Annotated in this window: 19 protein-coding genes and 1 pseudogene; 18 read left to right on the plus strand and 2 right to left on the minus strand. The window is 36.4% G+C overall.

The genetic code is table 11. From position 1 onward, the window contains the following. Positions 1–131 precede the first annotated feature (131 nt). The 11 genes and pseudogenes from MHI43_RS12990 (at position 132) to MHI43_RS13040 (ending at position 10,284) form a co-directional block, all read left to right on the plus strand. Positions 132–680 carry an ATP-binding protein gene (locus tag MHI43_RS12990; RefSeq protein ID WP_341283263.1) on the plus strand — a complete coding sequence of 183 codons (549 nt, stop codon included), beginning with the start codon at positions 132–134 and terminating at the stop codon, positions 678–680. Between the two features lie 218 nt (positions 681–898). Next, positions 899–1,156, plus strand: coding sequence for a hypothetical protein (locus MHI43_RS12995; protein ID WP_155989836.1), 258 nt, complete (start codon positions 899–901; stop codon positions 1,154–1,156). Positions 1,157–1,274: 118 nt separating this feature from the next. After that, a complete protein-coding gene (locus MHI43_RS13000) occupies positions 1,275–1,883 on the plus strand; it encodes a hypothetical protein (protein WP_235201627.1) in 609 nt (202 codons plus the stop codon). A gap of 209 nt (positions 1,884–2,092) precedes the next feature. Further along, on the plus strand, positions 2,093–2,626 hold the full coding sequence (locus MHI43_RS13005; RefSeq protein ID WP_036660396.1) for a GNAT family protein: 534 nt from the start codon (positions 2,093–2,095) through the stop codon (positions 2,624–2,626). A 238-nt stretch (positions 2,627–2,864) separates the two neighbouring features. Continuing rightward, complete coding sequence (locus MHI43_RS13010) at positions 2,865–3,371, plus strand: diadenosine tetraphosphate hydrolase (protein WP_036660394.1); 507 nt, start codon at positions 2,865–2,867, stop codon at positions 3,369–3,371. A 232-nt stretch (positions 3,372–3,603) separates the two neighbouring features. Next, complete coding sequence (locus MHI43_RS13015; RefSeq protein WP_341283285.1) at positions 3,604–4,059, plus strand: hypothetical protein; 456 nt, start codon at positions 3,604–3,606, stop codon at positions 4,057–4,059. 914 nt (positions 4,060–4,973) lie between these two features. After that, positions 4,974–5,906 (plus strand): 5'-nucleotidase, encoded by a 933-nt coding sequence (locus MHI43_RS13020; protein WP_015734795.1) that lies wholly within the window; start codon positions 4,974–4,976, stop codon positions 5,904–5,906. 213 nt (positions 5,907–6,119) lie between these two features. Beyond that, positions 6,120–6,731 carry a hypothetical protein gene (locus MHI43_RS13025; protein WP_036660388.1) on the plus strand — a complete coding sequence of 204 codons (612 nt, stop codon included), beginning with the start codon at positions 6,120–6,122 and terminating at the stop codon, positions 6,729–6,731. A gap of 224 nt (positions 6,732–6,955) precedes the next feature. Next, the gene (locus MHI43_RS13030; RefSeq protein ID WP_036660386.1) at positions 6,956–7,999 is read left to right on the plus strand and encodes a hypothetical protein; all 1,044 of its coding nucleotides are present in this window, start codon (positions 6,956–6,958) and stop codon (positions 7,997–7,999) included. Positions 8,000–8,598: 599 nt separating this feature from the next. Continuing rightward, positions 8,599–8,801 (plus strand): annotated as a pseudogene (locus MHI43_RS13035) (helix-turn-helix transcriptional regulator). A 220-nt stretch (positions 8,802–9,021) separates the two neighbouring features. Then, positions 9,022–10,284 (plus strand): hypothetical protein, encoded by a 1,263-nt coding sequence (locus tag MHI43_RS13040; RefSeq protein ID WP_341283264.1) that lies wholly within the window; start codon positions 9,022–9,024, stop codon positions 10,282–10,284. Between the two features lie 350 nt (positions 10,285–10,634). Here the strand turns inward: MHI43_RS13040 and MHI43_RS13045 are convergent, their stop codons facing one another. Then, a complete protein-coding gene (locus MHI43_RS13045; protein WP_036660381.1) occupies positions 10,635–10,922 on the minus strand; it encodes a DUF6809 family protein in 288 nt (95 codons plus the stop codon). 152 nt (positions 10,923–11,074) lie between these two features. On the opposite strand from MHI43_RS13045, the gene MHI43_RS13050 reads away from it, so the two are divergent. From MHI43_RS13050 to MHI43_RS13060, 3 genes are all read left to right on the plus strand, one after another. After that, complete coding sequence (locus tag MHI43_RS13050) at positions 11,075–11,299, plus strand: helix-turn-helix transcriptional regulator (RefSeq protein ID WP_018883096.1); 225 nt, start codon at positions 11,075–11,077, stop codon at positions 11,297–11,299. Between the two features lie 185 nt (positions 11,300–11,484). Next, entirely contained in the window at positions 11,485–12,027 is a 543-nt protein-coding gene (locus MHI43_RS13055) for a GNAT family N-acetyltransferase (RefSeq protein WP_235201626.1), read from the plus strand. A 290-nt stretch (positions 12,028–12,317) separates the two neighbouring features. Then, positions 12,318–12,941: a hypothetical protein gene (locus MHI43_RS13060; RefSeq protein WP_036660380.1), complete on the plus strand. Its 624-nt coding sequence runs from the start codon at positions 12,318–12,320 to the stop codon at positions 12,939–12,941. 407 nt (positions 12,942–13,348) lie between these two features. On the opposite strand, the gene MHI43_RS13065 is transcribed toward MHI43_RS13060, so the two are convergent. Next, positions 13,349–13,432 carry a putative holin-like toxin gene (locus MHI43_RS13065; RefSeq protein WP_220687457.1) on the minus strand — a complete coding sequence of 28 codons (84 nt, stop codon included), beginning with the start codon at positions 13,430–13,432 and terminating at the stop codon, positions 13,349–13,351. Between the two features lie 445 nt (positions 13,433–13,877). On the opposite strand from MHI43_RS13065, the gene MHI43_RS13070 reads away from it, so the two are divergent. The 4 genes from MHI43_RS13070 (at position 13,878) to MHI43_RS13085 (ending at position 16,979) form a co-directional block, all read left to right on the plus strand. Then, positions 13,878–14,657, plus strand: a complete 780-nt coding sequence (locus MHI43_RS13070) for a hypothetical protein (protein WP_036660379.1) — start codon at positions 13,878–13,880, stop codon at positions 14,655–14,657. 296 nt (positions 14,658–14,953) lie between these two features. Beyond that, positions 14,954–15,208, plus strand: coding sequence for a hypothetical protein (locus MHI43_RS13075; RefSeq protein ID WP_036660378.1), 255 nt, complete (start codon positions 14,954–14,956; stop codon positions 15,206–15,208). A gap of 453 nt (positions 15,209–15,661) precedes the next feature. Then, a complete protein-coding gene (locus MHI43_RS13080) occupies positions 15,662–16,183 on the plus strand; it encodes an NUDIX domain-containing protein (protein ID WP_036660377.1) in 522 nt (173 codons plus the stop codon). Positions 16,184–16,430: 247 nt separating this feature from the next. Further along, entirely contained in the window at positions 16,431–16,979 is a 549-nt protein-coding gene (locus tag MHI43_RS13085; protein WP_341283265.1) for an ATP-binding protein, read from the plus strand. Positions 16,980–17,169 lie beyond the last annotated feature (190 nt).

Genomic DNA, 17,169 nt, shown 5'->3' on the forward strand with positions numbered 1-17,169 from the left:
GGACACATCTGCACCGTCTAACCGTATCGCGGCCGGCTCCTGACGGAGCCTTAAGTCGGTGAGACGTCGTGAATACGGGAACGTTATCGGAAAGATCGGCAAAAACCATAGTAGAAATAGGAGAGAACATTATGGACCGCTTGGTAGTCATGACGGTTGGAAAAACGCATAGTGGCAAAACCACCTTTGCCAAACAATTAGAAGCCGCATTACAACAAGCTATTGTCATTGATCAGGATAATCATGCTGAATTTATTAATAAGCACTACAAGAAACTTCGTCCTGTAGAAGGTCCGAACACTTTAAAATTCTCTGTAACTGAAGCAATTGTTAACTATGCTACGGAGCAGAGCAACTTCCACATTATTTTAAGCAACTCCAATCTGAATAAATTAGGAAGAGCAAATGTTCTCCGATGTTTTCATAATAAAGGATTTAAAAGTATTATTGTTTACTTTGATTTGCCCACTGATTTATTGAAAGAGCGTGTTATACGAACCCATAGAAGCAAAGCAATATTTAGAAGTGCATCAAGCTTTTTGGAGGTATTGGAGAAACAAGAAAAATCGTCAGGAATACAACCTAGTAAAGATGAAGCAAATTATATATTTGTCATTAAGGACCTCAATAATACAGCGGGAATTATTCAACAAATAATAGCAATCAGCGATTTTAGATGATTCGATGAAGGCCGACCCTTCAGATAACATTATATTCACGCTGCGGGGCTTACGCCCCTTGGTCGTCCGATGTATAATCATTGGAGATATTCAGACGCCACACGGGCCGGCCTAAGATAAGAGCTATCTAAGGCCGGCTCGCGTCGTGAATACGGGAACGTTATCTGAAAGCACCAAGATCAGTCAAGAATCTAGTTATTTGAAAGGAAATGAATCTCATGAATAAGATCCAAGTAATATTTTCTTTAATAGCAATTCTAGTAGGTACATCTATAATCTCAATTTCAAAGATTGTTGAAGAATTTTCAGTAATCATGGGACGAGCTGCATATCAAGCAGCCGCAGCAGGATCTTATAGTCCAGAAGAATATTATGTTAATCTATCACTTAACTATTGGATAGGGTCTTTACTAATATTATGTGGAGTAATCGTCTTGTGTATCATCTCTTATAATAAGTACAAGAAAATTTTATAAAAACAACTGGAATTAATTTGAAATAGAGTATTCAGAATAATTGATTTAAAGAATGTGAGTATTTCGTGAAGCTGATGCCATCAGATAACACCATATTCACGCATCAGGGCTACGCCCCTTGCCCAGAAGCGGTTCAAGGAAGCAGTTGCTGTGGACACACCTGGCATTCGCCAGGCGTCGTGAATATACGAAACGTTATGCGAAACCAGTGCGAGAAAGGAAAAAAATAAAATTGATTACTTTAAGGCTTACTAAAGATTTATTGAAAGACATGAAAACAACTTCGATTGAAGATATCAATGTGCCTCCGTTATTAAGTTGGCATGTAAATATCTATAACTTAAACAAACGAAAACACATCGTCTTTGTGAATGATTTAACGAGATTATCTGTAATTATTGATGGAATAAGAACTGGACAATTAGAGCGATTGAAAGAGAAATTCTTGGTGACGCTCCGAGAATACTTACTCCGAGAAGGTGTTAAAGAGAATTTGGTGAATACATATTTACAGTTTGGCGCGGAAGTAGTTTTATCAAAGACAAACAGTAGAAGTGTACTAGGAACAATGAAGGAAGTTACGTTTTTTATTGAGGATGATTTTAACGACAATATTGAACGATTGAAATGGCTGAATAGATTAATTCATAAACCAATAGACTACAAGGAACCAGTAGATTTCTTTAAGGAATCAATCAAAGACCATAGCAACTACAACACAGTGTGAGCGTTAACTCAAGAAGGCACTGGCATCGCATAACACCGTATTCAACGCTACGGGGCTTTCGCCCCTTGGTCGTCAGATGTATAATCATGGAAGAAAGCTCAGACGACACACGACCCGGTCTAAGATAGGAGCTATCTAAGGACGGGTCGCGTCGTGAGTACGAAGAACGTTACATGAAATCAATGCTGTTTATTTTGGAGGATTATTCAATGAAGGTTTATTTAGAAGCATTATCAGAGCAAGATTTTACAACGATCATAGAATGGATAAATCAAAAAGATGAAGATTTCATCGTACAATGGGCAGGTTTAACTTATTCCTATCCATTAACCATAGAACAATTGAAAGCACATTACAGTAAAGGAATAAATACGATTGAATCGGATGTTTTTATATATAGGATCAAAGAGGCAAAGCAATTTGTTGGCACAATACAACTTTGCAGGTTTAATAAAGATCTTGAAGAAGCTGTAATTGGAAGATTTTTAATTGGTGAAACGCAAAATCGAGGAAGAGGAATTGGAAGCAAGGCATTAAAGGAAATTGTAAAGATTGGATTTGAAAAATTCAGATTAAAGGCAATAAATTTAAACGTATTTGATTTTAATATATCGGCAATTAAATGTTACGAGAATATTGGTTTTGAGAAGATGAATCGTAAGGAGAATGTATATCAAGATAAAGCAGGACGCACATGGAATAATATCGAAATGAAATTAATTAAAGATAATTTTGTGGGCTAATTCGAAAGGGCACTGACATCATGTAACATAATATTCACGCATCGGAGCCTGGTGGCTCCTCGGTCAGTGAGATGTGATCGGCAGAGGAGTAGATTCAGCGGACACATCCGCACCGACTAACCGCATCGCGGCCGCAGACCTTGGGGGGCCTTAAGTCGGTGGGACGTCGTGAATACGGGAACGTTAGATGAAATTACGATGCAAGTTCTTATCAAAATCAAAAACTATGAGGTGCATAATGCCAAGACTAATTACATTGGCTGATGGAAGATCAGTAGAAGTTGAATGTGTAAGCTGCGCATTGACAAGTGGTTTGATTTCTTCAACAGGTGGAGTAATTTTTGAATCAAGCAACTTTCATGTCCATCAAGATATTGCTTACCCAATTAAAGGGTTAGTTATATTAGCTTCAAAGAGGCATTTTTACTGCATGGATGAATTAACAGATGAAGAGCGATTAGAATTTATTTCGTTAATCCATAAGCTCAGAAGTGAACAAAGAAAACGATTGGGAATTGATAAGGTCTATTATTTTTATAATGAAGATACAACACATCACTTTCATTTATGGATGGTTCCTAGATATGAATGGATGTACCAATTTGGAAATTCAGTAGAATCATTAAGACCGGCATTATTACATGCAAGGAATAATATGAATTACGATGAGAATATGAAGAGTGTAGAAGAAGGGGTTAGCATGCTAAGAGAGGGCATGAGGGATTTTGTGAGTAGCTCAAGGTAACCTCATCTAACACTGTTTTCACGCATCGGGCTGACGCCCTCGGTCTGGCAGAGGAGTAATCGGGGAAGTGGATGCAACCAGACAACCCTGCGAGGCTAAGTCTTCGACCCGGCTCCCGTTGGTCGCCTTAAGCCCCTCGGGTTCGTGAACACAAGAACGTTATACGAAACCAGTGCGAGAAAGGAACATTAGAATGCTTACTCTAAGATTTACTAAAGACCTATTGAAAGACATGAAAACAACTCCAGTTGAAAACATCAATGTAGCTCCGTTTTTAAGCTGGCATGTAAATATATATATCTTGAACAAACGAAAACATATTGTATTTGTGAATGATTTAACTAGACTAGCTATTATCATTAATGGAATAAGAACAGGGCAATTAGAGAAATTAAAAGATAAATTCATGGTAACTTTTCGGGAATATTTACTCCGAGAGGGAGTAAATGAAACATTGATTAATAGATATTTAGATTATGGCACAGAAGTAGTTATTTCGAAGACAAATAATAGAAGTGTCCTAGGAACAATGAAAGAAGTTACATGGTTTATTGAGGATGATTTTTACGATAATAATGAACGTTTGAAATGGTTGAACAGAACGATTCATAAACCAATAGATTACAAGGAACCTCTCAATTACTTTATAGAATCTTTAGGGGATCATAAGAACTACAACATAGATTGAAGATTATTCAGGGTGGCACTGGCATCGCTTAACACCGTATTCACGCAGCGGGGCTACCGCCCCTTGGTTGTCAGATGTATAATCATGGAAGGAGCTCAGACAACAAACGACCCAGCCTAAGATAAGAGCTATCTAAGGCTGGGTCGTTTCGTGAACACAAAAACGTTATGCGAAATACTTGAGCAAAACAATGAAGAATTAATTAAATCAAAAGTCTAGATTTTTTTATTACTCTAGTTTAAAACGATAATAAATTGATTACCTAAGTAACAACTGCTGATTAATTACATATTTATGTTATTTTACAAATATGATATGATTATTGATAGGTTGTTCGTTTTGCTCAACAAAAGGGTAAACCCCCACGGTTCCCTCAACACTATAAAGCGGATTGGAGTGTTGCTTATGAGCAAAATTTGGAGTTGGTTTGATGGAATTGAAGTTACTGCGATGCCTCCTTATGTTGCTATTCAGTTCAAGAAGCCACAAAATTCCGCCAATGTGGGGCAAAGCGAATAACCTAGAACCCTCCAATAAAATGGGGGGTTCTTTTATACAGAAAACATCTAATAATTTAATTTGATCAATTAATGATTAATAAAATAGTTGCAAATATAATATGGAATAAAAATAAAAAATAGATTAACTGAAATGAATAATAAATTAATAAAGACAATAGGTAAGAATCTCGGAGAAGCCAAGTACATCGCATAACAAAGTATTCACGCTGCGATGCAATCGCCCTTGGTTGTCAGATGTATAATTATGGAGGAAGCTCAGACAACAAACGACCCAGCCTAAGATAAGAGCTATCTAAGGCTGGGTCATTTCGTGAATACAAGAACGTTATAAGAAATTCCCGCAAAATCTGTAAAACACACTACATAGGGATGTAATAGGAAGGACGAAGACAAATGCCGTTTGATATTGAGAGTAAATTTGTTATAGCAGTTGCTTCAAGTGCATTATTCGATTTAACAGAGTCTGATCGCGTATTCAGAGAAGAAGGAGAGGAAGCTTATCGAAAATATCAAAGAGAACATGAGAATGAAATATTAAGTCATGGTGTTGCGTACCCACTTATAAAGAGATTGTTAAGTATAAATACACCTGATGATCAAATCGTAGAAGTTGTCTTACTCTCACGAAATGACCCTGATACTGGCTTGAGAGTCTTTAAATCTATTGAACATTATGGTTTAACAATAAGTCGAGCTGTTTTTATCGCTGGAAGCAATCCCTTTAAATATATGTCAGCATTTAATGCAACCCTCTTTTTATCTGGAAACCCAGACGACGTCAAAGAAGCGGTCGCACATGGGTATCCTGCAGGATGTATCTATCCATCTGATTATATTGATGATGAAAGAGATAATGAAATACGATTAGCATTTGATTTTGATGGAATCATTGCAGATGATTCTGCTGAATCTATTTTTCAAGTTGGAGCTTTAGCAAAATTTCATTCACATGAAAAGGAGTTAGCGGGTCTGCCTTTACCAGCTGGACCTTTATTAAAGTTTTTTACAGAGATATCTAAATTACAACAAAAAGAGATTTTAAAAAATCAGAACGATCCTAACTATAAACCTAGAATTCGAATAGCAATTGCTACGGCTAGAAATGCACCTGCACATGAAAGAATGATTAACACACTTAGAAAACTTGATATCAGAGTTGATGAAGCATTCTTTCTCGGAGGAGTAGAGAAAATAAGAGTGTTGAGCGTTTTTATGCCACACATATTCTTTGATGATCAGGTAGATCATATTGAGGGTGTCGCTAGAATATTTCCCTCGGTACATGTTCCGTTTGGAGTCGTGAATAACAGGGATGATGACAAGTAATAATAGGGCTCAAACTTCGAAGACGGGAACATCTTATAACAAAATATTCACGCATCGGGGCTAATGCACCTTGGTCGTCCGATGTACAATCATGGGAGACAACTCGGACGACACACGAGCCGGCCTAAGATAAGAGCTATCTAAGGCCGGCTCGCGTCGTGAATACAAGAACGTTATCTGAAACCGACGAAATCATATATTGGGGGCACCATTATGAGGGAAGACTTAATCTATATTACAGAAGGAATTACGTTTAAAGATCTAAAAGAAGGAAAAGTTAAAAAAACGGAAATATACATAAAACAAATGAGAAATTGGTTTATTAAGCCTGCCAGATTATTACTTGAGAATAGTAGTAAGCCAGGAAACTACGATCAAGAACTCTCCATCTTGACAATACTGATAACTTTCTTTGAATCTCATGGACAATATTTGCTTGGAGCTAGTAGCCAAGGTGGATCAAGTAGAGTTTTTCAAAGTGGGTTTAATGCATTTATTGAATATTTAGTATCTGAGAAAAAACACGATAAAGAAAAATATATTAATCTAGATCGTAGAGTGTTTTATTCTTTAGTTAGATGTGGGCTACTGCATAATGGATATATTATGAATGATAGTGTTAGTTTTTTTATAGATAGATATAAGCTGGATAAGGTTCATATTATTTATCCAAATCCAATCATAATTGATAGTTGGCTCATAAATACTAGTAATATGCTTGACTGTATTGAGAATTATTTAGATCATTATTATTACTTGATTGAAACAGATGACGAATATAAAGATAAATTTGAAATCATGTTTGAGACATTTTATAGCTTATAGCTAATTCGAGGAAGCGTCGGCATCTGATAACAACATATCCACGCTTCGGAGCCTGGCGGCTCCTCGGTCCGCTTGAGGCGATTGGCAGGGAAGTAAGTTCAGCGGACACATCCGCACCGACTAACCGCATCGCGGCCGGCTGCTGGCGCAACCTTAAGTCGGTGGGACGTCGTGGATACAGGAACGTTAGCCGAAATCAATTAACTATTAAGGAGCAAATAATTATGAAGGTAGATAGAAATCATGGAGTAAATCTTATACATAATATTTATCATGAGTTTCTTAGCAAGGACGAGCAATACATTTTGGACTCCAATGTAGTAGTAAATATGGAAAAAGCATTTTATGAACCTTCCAAAATGAGAAAAGGAGATTTAGGGAATTTGATGACATTCCTCAAGCATATAAAAAATGAAAATGTAAGTTATGATTGCAGTCATGCTTTAAGTGAGTTATCTATTGATCTAAAGGAAGAAGAACTAGAGCGCAGAAAATACTATAATACGAGACGAGCTGTTAATGGAATTTTAAAGATGTCAACCTCAAAACTCGAAAAACATGTGAAGTATCATCAGAATAAAGAATTAGAAAAGTACCACCCAAAACAAAAAAATGATGAAGAGCTAATTACCTCTATTCAAAAATCTTTTTATAATACATCAAGAATAATTATAGTATCGTACTTACCCCTGCTTAAGTTTTATCAGCTAGTTGAGACACATGGGTTGAAGAAAAAAGAAAAAATTTATCGAGAGATTTTAGAATATATGACAGAGATTATAGGATCAATTTCAGTATATGAGCTTGCAGCAATGACTTTTTATTTGTTTTCTTCAGATGAAGAATTTAATAATTCACAAAGTTTAATGAAAGTTAACAATAAGATCGAGCTTGTGAAAAAAGCTTGGAATGTTTCTTGGGACATGAGCTTTTTGAGAATAATGAATAATTTATCAGGGTTACAAAGATCTGGCCAAGATGTAGGGGATACGTATAATAGAATCTTAGCTACTAACGATCAAGCACTTACTAATCTAGCAGAGGCAATGATTAGTGATGAATTGACTAATTTTGATGGAAAATATGTTTCCAATATTAGAATTGACCCTAACAGTTTAAGTCCTAAATATCGTGATTTTTATTTGTCTATTAGTAACGAGTTTAATTCCTATGAAAAAATAAGTGAACGCAAAAAAGTACTTGAAAGTGTAAATCCTGAAGAAAAAGTAGATCGTTTAATTAATTTATCTGCAAGCTTAATTAAATAAGATTTAACGAAAACCTCAAAAAAATTAACATCGGCTAACATAATATTCACGCGGCGGGCATACGCCCTTGGTCCGGCATTTGCCGGACACTCAGCATACACTGAGTCGTGAATACAGCAACGTTATACGACAGAATCAATTGAAAAAAAGAGCCAAACGGATCTCAGTCGAAAGATACATTTAATTCGTTATGTAGGTGAAGAGCGTCCTTAAAACCTTGTAAGTAGGTTTCACGCTCTAAAATAGCTTGAACAGAAAGGTCTGCATCATCATGAAGGAATAGAGTCTTTTGTATATCTTCTGGTAGTAGTTTATGTAACTTGCTTGAAGTAAAGATTCCTTTCGGATGAGAACTGGTTATGGATGGAGTTGTTTTTGATAAGCTCGCCATATAAAGAGTCAATTCGAGTATGAATCAGTGAATCAAGTAAGACTTCTAAAAAATTATGCATTTCACAGACTGTCCAATGTATTTGATTTTGTGAATGGAGGTTTAATTTATTAAATTAGTCGATACATATTGAAGATATTTTTGATAAAGAAAATATACTTTCATATAATTAAAGAAAAATCTACTTGATGTGTGAAAGGAATATCAGATGATTAGTTATAAACTTTTTAAAAAATTATTGATCGACAGGGAGATTAAGAAGCAGGATTTATTGAAATGACAGGTATCTCGTCTGCTACAATGGCGAAGCTCAATACGAACGAATATGTATCACTAGAAGTGATTGATAGATTATGTGAGGCTTTAGGTTGTCAGCCAGGAGATTTATTGGAACACATAGCAGAGCAATGACAGATTGAGGTCAAGAATGAATGTTAGTTAAATATTGGTTAATCCATCGCATAACATAATATTCAAGCTACTGCTCTTTCGGAGCCTTATCTGCGAGAGGATTTTCGAAAAGGTTTTTTAGCAGACAACCCCTTTGGGGTTCGTGAATACGGGAACGTTATGTGACATGTTATAAAAGCGAAGGAGATTGAGTATGCGAATATCTTCAAAGACAGTAAGAATGAACAAAGAAAGTTTAACTACATCAATTCAAAACTTGTATTTTCCTGGATTCGATGAGATGAAAACAATTGTAGAGGATTTTGCAATAATGGCACTGCGTAGAAAGGACCATTGGTATTCCTTCATCACTCTACAAATAAATCTTATGACTGCTATGATTACAGAGATACAGACTTTGAAATCTATTAAAGAGATGCGAGATACAAATGAAGAGAAGGAATTTCTTGACTTTTATGAAAGCGCAACAAGAACAACTTTGAATGCATTAATTCAAGTTGCAGATGGTATTGCATATAGGTTCATTGATTATAATTACTCACTTTATACCATGCTACAAGCAAATAAATCTTCAGTTTATGCATTATTAGAAGAAGGATTCAGCGAAGGGTTAGAGCTAGCAGCAATTCTAAATGATAGAAAGGGACCAGGTTCTCAGGTTCTTATCACTGATCTTAATTCGGTAACAAATATTGGGGATATTATTGTAAAAACGGATGATAGTTTCGAAATAATAGAAGTCAAGAAAGGGAATAGTAGAGGAGCACGAATCAGCAGGCAAAAAGAAAGAATGAAATCTCTGGTGGATTTTCATAATAATGAATATGGTCAAGTTAATGAGAAACCTGTGAATATGTTAAAGCTTCCTTCTAGACGCCATGAATTAAAAGTATTAGAAGAAATGCTAATTGAAACTGAGACAGAAGGAACAGCAATTAGAGAAATTAATGAGTTTCTCTGTGTGTGTTGTGTAGATGCAGAAAATCTTTCAAAATCTCAAAAAAGTAATGAGATCAATATATTGTTGGGAACCTTGAAAGAATGGGAGGGAGAAGAACTAACAATTACTATTTCATCCTTGGATTATAGACAAAATACCGGAACTACTGTGCCATTCACAGTTTATCCTATTGAAACAAGGTTAGTTGTAGATTTATTGATGGGATCGAAATTTTTTATCTCATCATTAAAGATAGATAAATTGGAACAGTATATCAGTAGTCAAGGTTGGGATGTAATTAACATTATTAAAGAGGGAGTATCAATAGAAGTAGTAAAGGAAAATAATTATCCAATATTCATTTTGTTGGATAAGGATGATCCGAGTAAGAATGCCACCTTTCCAGTAGATTTTTTGTTGTCAATTATGATGGAATTAATTGATGTACAAAATTATTTGGATATGGCCAAGGTTTCAACCTCGTATGGTGACACACATCATTGGATACCATTTTACGAAGATGAGAAAAATCTTTGGAAGTGACAGTAAATAAAGACTCTGAGGTATAGCATGGGTGCACGTAACATTATATTCACGCTCAGGTAGGCACCCTCGGTCCGGCAGAAGATTACAGCAAAGATATGTCTGAGTTTTATGACGGACAATCTAGCGGAGGAGCAGTGAATATTATTGTTACAATAAAAAGTTATTTAGACTTTTTTAGAATGTAAGAAAACTTGACAAACAAAGTAGAAAGTTGTGATACAGCTATTAAACCCCTTAAAGAAGTCATTGGTCCGGCATTCGCCGGACACTCAGCATACGGTGAGTCGTGAATATAGGAACGTTATACGACAGAATCAAAACAATAGAAAAGAGGATCATATGATCCTCTAAATGCTAGAGTTTTGCAATTCACTAAAGAGTTGTAGAGCGTCTTTGAAACCTTGTATGTAGATATTTCTTTCTAAGATGGATTGAAGAGAAATGTGAGCGTCTTCGTAAAGAAAAACCGTATGTTGAAGTTGATCGGGCAAAGCATCACGAAGTGTTTTAAAATATTGATCTGCCTCCGAAGAAAGCTGATTGTATTCCGTATGACATTCCCAAAGCTCAGTAAAGAGTAATTCTAAACGTATTCTTATAAGTGGTTCTGTTAACGATTCTAATGTATTAACCATATCATATTCCTCCTTTTTTAACTCTATAGAGTCATTATATAACCTTATAAAGTTAATTGCAAGGTGAATATTTGACTTTATAGAGTTAAAACTTCGCTTTTTGTTGATGATTACTAATGTGGAAGATAAGATAGATCTATGGAGGGGAAAAGATGAACGTAATCAAGTGTAATATACGAGAACTCATGGCAGAACATCGAATAGATGATATAACCGAATTGATGGTGAGATCAGGTCTAAGTCGTAACTCTATCAACAAGTTATATAGGGAGACGAATATAGAAACAACCAAATTAGAAACACTTTTCAAGTTGTGTGATACGTTTAATTGTAAGTTATCTGATTTGATCGAATATGTACCAGAAGAAAACAAATAGTGAGAGCCGTTTCGAGAAGCGATTCCGTCGTATAACATAATATTCAAGCATCGGCTCCTTACGGAGCCTTGGTCTGCAGGAAGGATTTCGAAGAGGGATTTCAGCAGACAACCCCTTCAGGGTTCATGAATACAGAAACGTTATCGGAAATCCTTGCAAGATTATAAACCATAGGAGCTGAAGGCGTGGACATAAAAGTCAGAATGGCAAAAAAAGATGACGCATTTGAGTTGTCTGAATTGTTCGTTGAGTTTATTGGAACGAGATCTAACATTGAAAAGATCCAATATCAGTTAGACCTATTACATAAGCAACCAAACTACTATGTTGCAGTAGCATGTTTAGAGGAAAAGGTAGTTGGAACAGCCATGGGCATTGTTTGTCCAGATATTGTAGGAGAGTGTCAGCCATACTTGCTTGTAGAAAATGTAGTTGTTTCATCTGTGTACCAGGGAAGTGGAATTGGTAAGAAACTCATGAATGCACTCGAGGATTTTGCTATGGAAAACCTATGCTCTTATATAATCTTAGCTTCTAATAAAATCGTGAACAAGCCCATAGATTTTATGAATCAATTGGATATGAGGGCACTAAGCGTGGATTTATTAAACGAATCTGATTTGTTAAATACTAAAGTGCTCTCAGCAATTTCGAAGATGGCAAAGACATCCGATAACAACGCATTCAAGCATCGTTCTGCTGCCGCGTCTCTCGGTCCCCCGAGTTGAAAGCAGGGGAACATACTCAGGGGACAACCCTGCACTGGCTAAGTCTTCGACCCGGCAGACCGATGGGTTGCGCTCGATCGACCGGCTGCTTAAGCCAGTGAGGGTTCGTGAATGCCATAACGTTATAAGAAATCCCCGCAAACCATACAAAAACTCAATATCTGAAGGGAGAAAGAAAAATTAAAAAATATTTTTTAATTCATTTAATTCTTCTCTTTCTAGTTGGATTTAGTGAAGAAGTAGTCAAAACAGAAAATAAGGAAAATGGAGAAACAATTGATTCTGAACAATTGGTTGAAGTAAGCAAAACAATTGAATTCATTAATGAAGACCATGATATTCATATTACTGGAAAATTATCTGAACATGGTGATAAGATTTCAGATTTTATTATTAGGAATAATGAGGGTGAAGTCGGACCCTTTCAATGGAATCAAAGTTCTTTGAGAGATCCAATAATTTACTATGAGGATATTAATCAAAATAATCAAAATGAGATTGTCTTTATCAACATTTTTGATCATGGAACTGGAATTATTCTTTCGGAAGCGCATGTAATAGCAATCAATTCGACCGAAGTCATCGTTGAACCTATACAAGAAATCATCAAAGAGAACATAAGATTTTCAGGAAAACAAGTATATCTAGAGGATAGATTGATTTATGAAACATCAAAGAATGGTGACTTAAAGGCATATTATGACGACTGGATAAATTATAAGGTGGTCAATGGGAAATTAATTGGCGGCGTGAGAATTGGAGATGGAAGAACAGAACAGTATGCTGGTTTTTTAGAGGTAGAGTATGCTTTTTATGGAGGGAAATATGTTGTAAAAGAAATTAGACATATTGAAGACGACGAGATGCAAACTGAAGGATTACCTTTGCCATTGACTATACGAAAGAACTATTGAGTAATGCTTCGAAAGCGGGGACATCTTATAACACAATATTCACGCATCGGGCATTCGCCCTCGGTCCGGCACGAAGTTAGAAGTGGAATCAGAGAGGCATTTCAGTAGCAGAGAAGCGGATTCAGCCGGACACACCTGCACCACCTTAAGTCCCTTACGGGACTTAAGGTGGTGGGGCGTCGTGAACACAATAACGTTAAGTGAAGTTACTGCAGACAACATTGCAGACCATATATAAATAAAAATAATCAACAAAACCTATAAAAGCGTTATAAAATGAGTTATACTGAGGTAAGAATAAGTAAGGAGCCGTGCGCTAACACGACTCCAAAGTACAATAACTGCATAAAGAGCAGTCGGCCACGTAAGATGGGTCGGAAATAGACCGTTATCCTAGCCAGGGCGGTCTATTTCTTTTTCATGTAGGTGAGCAATGCCAAAATGAACATGCCAAACATGAACATTAAGGAAAGTGCATCTTTGACCTCCATGGGCATCACCTCCCTTCTGGGAGATTAGCCGACCGCCCTTATAGCCGTATATTGTACTAGAAAATTATAACATTTAGAACATGATAAAATACCATTAGAATATTATAAATAACTAGAATACATAGAAAAACAATATTTAATCTAAATAGTTATGAGAATGTAAATACAGAGAAGGCAGTAACATCACTTAACAATGCATCTATGCTGCAGGGCATTCGCCCCTTGGTTGTCAGAAGCAAGCTCATAGGCGTATATTCAGACAACACACGGCCCGGCCTAAGATAAGAACTATCTCAGGCCGGGTCGCGTCACAGATGCGGGAACGTTAGACAAAAGTCCGCAAATACAATCTTATAAATAACTATGTTGCGTACCACTAACACTATATTACTTAAAATGTATTCTAAAAACCGATGTTTATAGTTTAAGTTGAGGAGCGAAATAAATGTCTGAAAAAGAAAATCCCAACATTAATTCAAAGTTAATGGAATGGTTTAATCGACATGGATATCAATTAGAGATGAAATTAGGTAGAAAGATGAATGATGCTAACTACTTCACTAGAAACTCTGAATATTACATTGATCAAGATAGTAACAAATTCAGAGAAATTGATGTAATTTCTCAATTTAAAGAACCAACTGGATTATTAAACATCTTTTTTGTGTTTGAGTGTAAATCATCTAAATCAAATCCGTATGTGCTGTTTACCTCTAAAGATACATTAAACTATCGAAACAAATTTTTATCATTCTCTTATAATTCCCAATTATCAAGAGAAATTTTAATAGAAAACTACAATGAAATTGAAAATATGCCTTGGCTCAATAAAGATGGAAGGATTGGCTATAACCTCGTTCAAGGTTTTAAAGACGATCAATCGAGTACATATCAAGCAGTTACAGGTGTACTCAAAGCTTCAAAGTACACTTTCGACAATATAAGAATTTCTGATGGTTACAATTTTGTCTTTCCAATCATTCTTGTTGAGGGCGAATTATTTGAATGTTATTTAGACGAACATTATGAAACCAAATTTGAATCAATACAGAGAGGTTTTTTGTTGGAAGACATATCTATAGGGAATTCATATTCACCTTGTATATTGGTAATGAGATTTGATTTTTTAGACTCATTTTTAGAAGAAGCCAATCAGTTAACAGATGATTTAACGAATTTAACAAAAAGTAAAATAGTAAATGCATTACATAATATAAGGAATTAAGATAATTTACAACAACAGCTTTTATAAACTAGAATTGCATTTAGAAAAGTGATCTGAAGTAACTCGAAGAAGGCGGACAATCGTCTAACACCATGTTCACGCATCGGGCATTCGCCCTCGGTCCGGCACGAAGTTAGCGGCAGTTTCAAAGAGGCATATCAGCAGCAGGAAGTTGATTCAGCCGGACACACCCGCACCACCTGTAATCCCTTACGGGGTTAAAGGTGGCGCAGCGTCGTGAACACAATAACGTTATCCGAAATGGCCGAATACGTTAAAAAACCGAAGGTGATATCATGCGAAGAGTTAAAAGTGATATAGATTTTTCTCCAATGGTGGGACAGAAAGTTACTGAGATAAATCGAATGTACCCAATACTTATTTTTGATGAAGGACATTTAATGATTGAATGTCCATGGAGATTAAGGAAAGGGAATAGAATCATTGTAGGACAAGCTGAAACAGAAGTAGAGAACAAAAAGGATCAAGCGTTTTTAGAATTTGAAAAAAACCTAATTGGTAACACAATAAAAAGAGATAATACATTATGAAGAGATCTCAGATCTTACTGTAGTATTTGACACAGAAGTAATACTTGATTTATTTCATGACAGCTCTTGGTATGAAGGATGGCAGCTTCAAGGGCCTGGACAATTTTTAGTAGTTTCCACTCCAGGAGGAGGCTACTCATATTGGAAAAACGAATAGAATCAAATTCTGTATGTATCTCAAAGATGTCGGCCACTTCATATAACACCGTATTCACGCTGCGGTCGCTTACGCTCCCTTGGTCCGCCCGAGGTTTTCGAGGGAGTTAAGTCAGGCGGACAACCCTGCGAGGCTAAGTCCGTCGGACCCGGCAGCAAGCTGCCTTAAGGTTCTCGGGTTCGTGAATACAAGAGACGTTATAGGAAATTCGGGCAAAACATATAAACAAACTGAGCTAGGCAACTGGTGATCTTTGTAATGCTCGAATAGAGACATCGAAAAAAAGGATTGATCTGATGAAATTAATTAGAAGAATTACTGATAGTGATATTTTCGGTGGAACTCCTGAATTGATTGAGTCGGTATCACGATATGCTTCAAGAGGTGTCCTAATTGATGAAGAGATGAATGCAGCTATGATGTATATGTCAGAAATTAATCTATACAAATTGCCAGGTGGAGGAATCGAAGAAAAAGAAACAAAAGATCAATCATTTTTAAGAGAGATTAGAGAAGAGACTGGATATGAAGCTGAAGTATTCCATGAACTGGGATATATTGAAGAACATAAGAAGAAAAATGATTTTATGCAATTATCCTATTGTTGGATAGCATATGCAAGGAGAAGAGTCAGCGCTGTAAACCTTAGCGAAAGCGAAAAACAACTTGGAATGATGGTTAAGTGGTTGACATTAGATAAGGCAATGGAATTGATGAATGAGTCATTGATAAACTGTAATGATTATTCAACAAAGTTCATGATTCTGCGTGATAAGACTATCCTAAATATTGCATATGAAATATTGGAACGAAAGTGAACGTTTTAAGTGACTCGAGGAAGGCCCGAACATCCTTTAACATTATATCCACGCTTCGGAGCCTTACGGCTCCTTCGGTCCGCCCGACGGGAATTGGCAGGGGAGCAGAATCAGGCGGACACATCCGCACCGACTAACCGCATCGCGGTCGGCTCCTTGCGGAGCCTTAAGTCGGTGAGACGTCGTGAATACGGGAACGTTATCGGAAAGATCGGCAAAAACCATAGTAGAAATAGGAGAAAACATTATGGACCGCTTGGTAGTCATGACGGTTGGAAAAACGCATAGTGGCAAAACCACCTTTGCCAAACAATTAGAAGCCGCATTACAACAAGCTATTGTCATTGATCAGGATAATCATGCTGAATTTATTAATAAGCACTACAAGAAACTTCGTCCTGTAGAAGGTCCGAACACTTTAAAATTCTCTGTAACTGAAGCAATTGTTAACTATGCTACGGAGCAGAGCAATTTCCACATTATTTTAAGCAACTCCAATCTGAATAAATTAGGAAGAGCAAATGTTCTCCGATGTTTTCATAATAAAGGATTTAAAAGTATTATTGTTTACTTTGATTTGCCCACTGATTTATTGAAAGAGCGTGTTATACGAACCCATAGAAGCAAAGCAATATTTAGAAGTGCATCAAGCTTTTTGGAGGTATTGGAGAAACAAGAAAAATCGTCAGGAATACAACCTAGTAAAGATGAAGCAAATTATATATTTGTCATTAAGGACCCCAATAATACAGCGGGAATTATTCAACAAATAATAGCAATCAGCGATTTTAGATGATTCGATGAAGGCCGACCCTTCAGATAACATTATATTCACGCTGCGGGGCTTACGCCCCTTGGTCGTCCGATGTATAATCATTGGAGATATTCAGACGCCACACGGGCCGGCCTAAGATAAGAGCTATCTAAGGCCGGCTCGCGTCGTGAATACGGGAACGTTAGACGTAATACCCAAAATTTATAGAAAG

Origin of the sequence: Paenibacillus sp. FSL H8-0457 (genome assembly GCF_038051935.1) — a bacterium.
GTDB lineage: Bacteria > Bacillota > Bacilli > Paenibacillales > Paenibacillaceae > Paenibacillus_AQ > Paenibacillus_AQ lautus_A.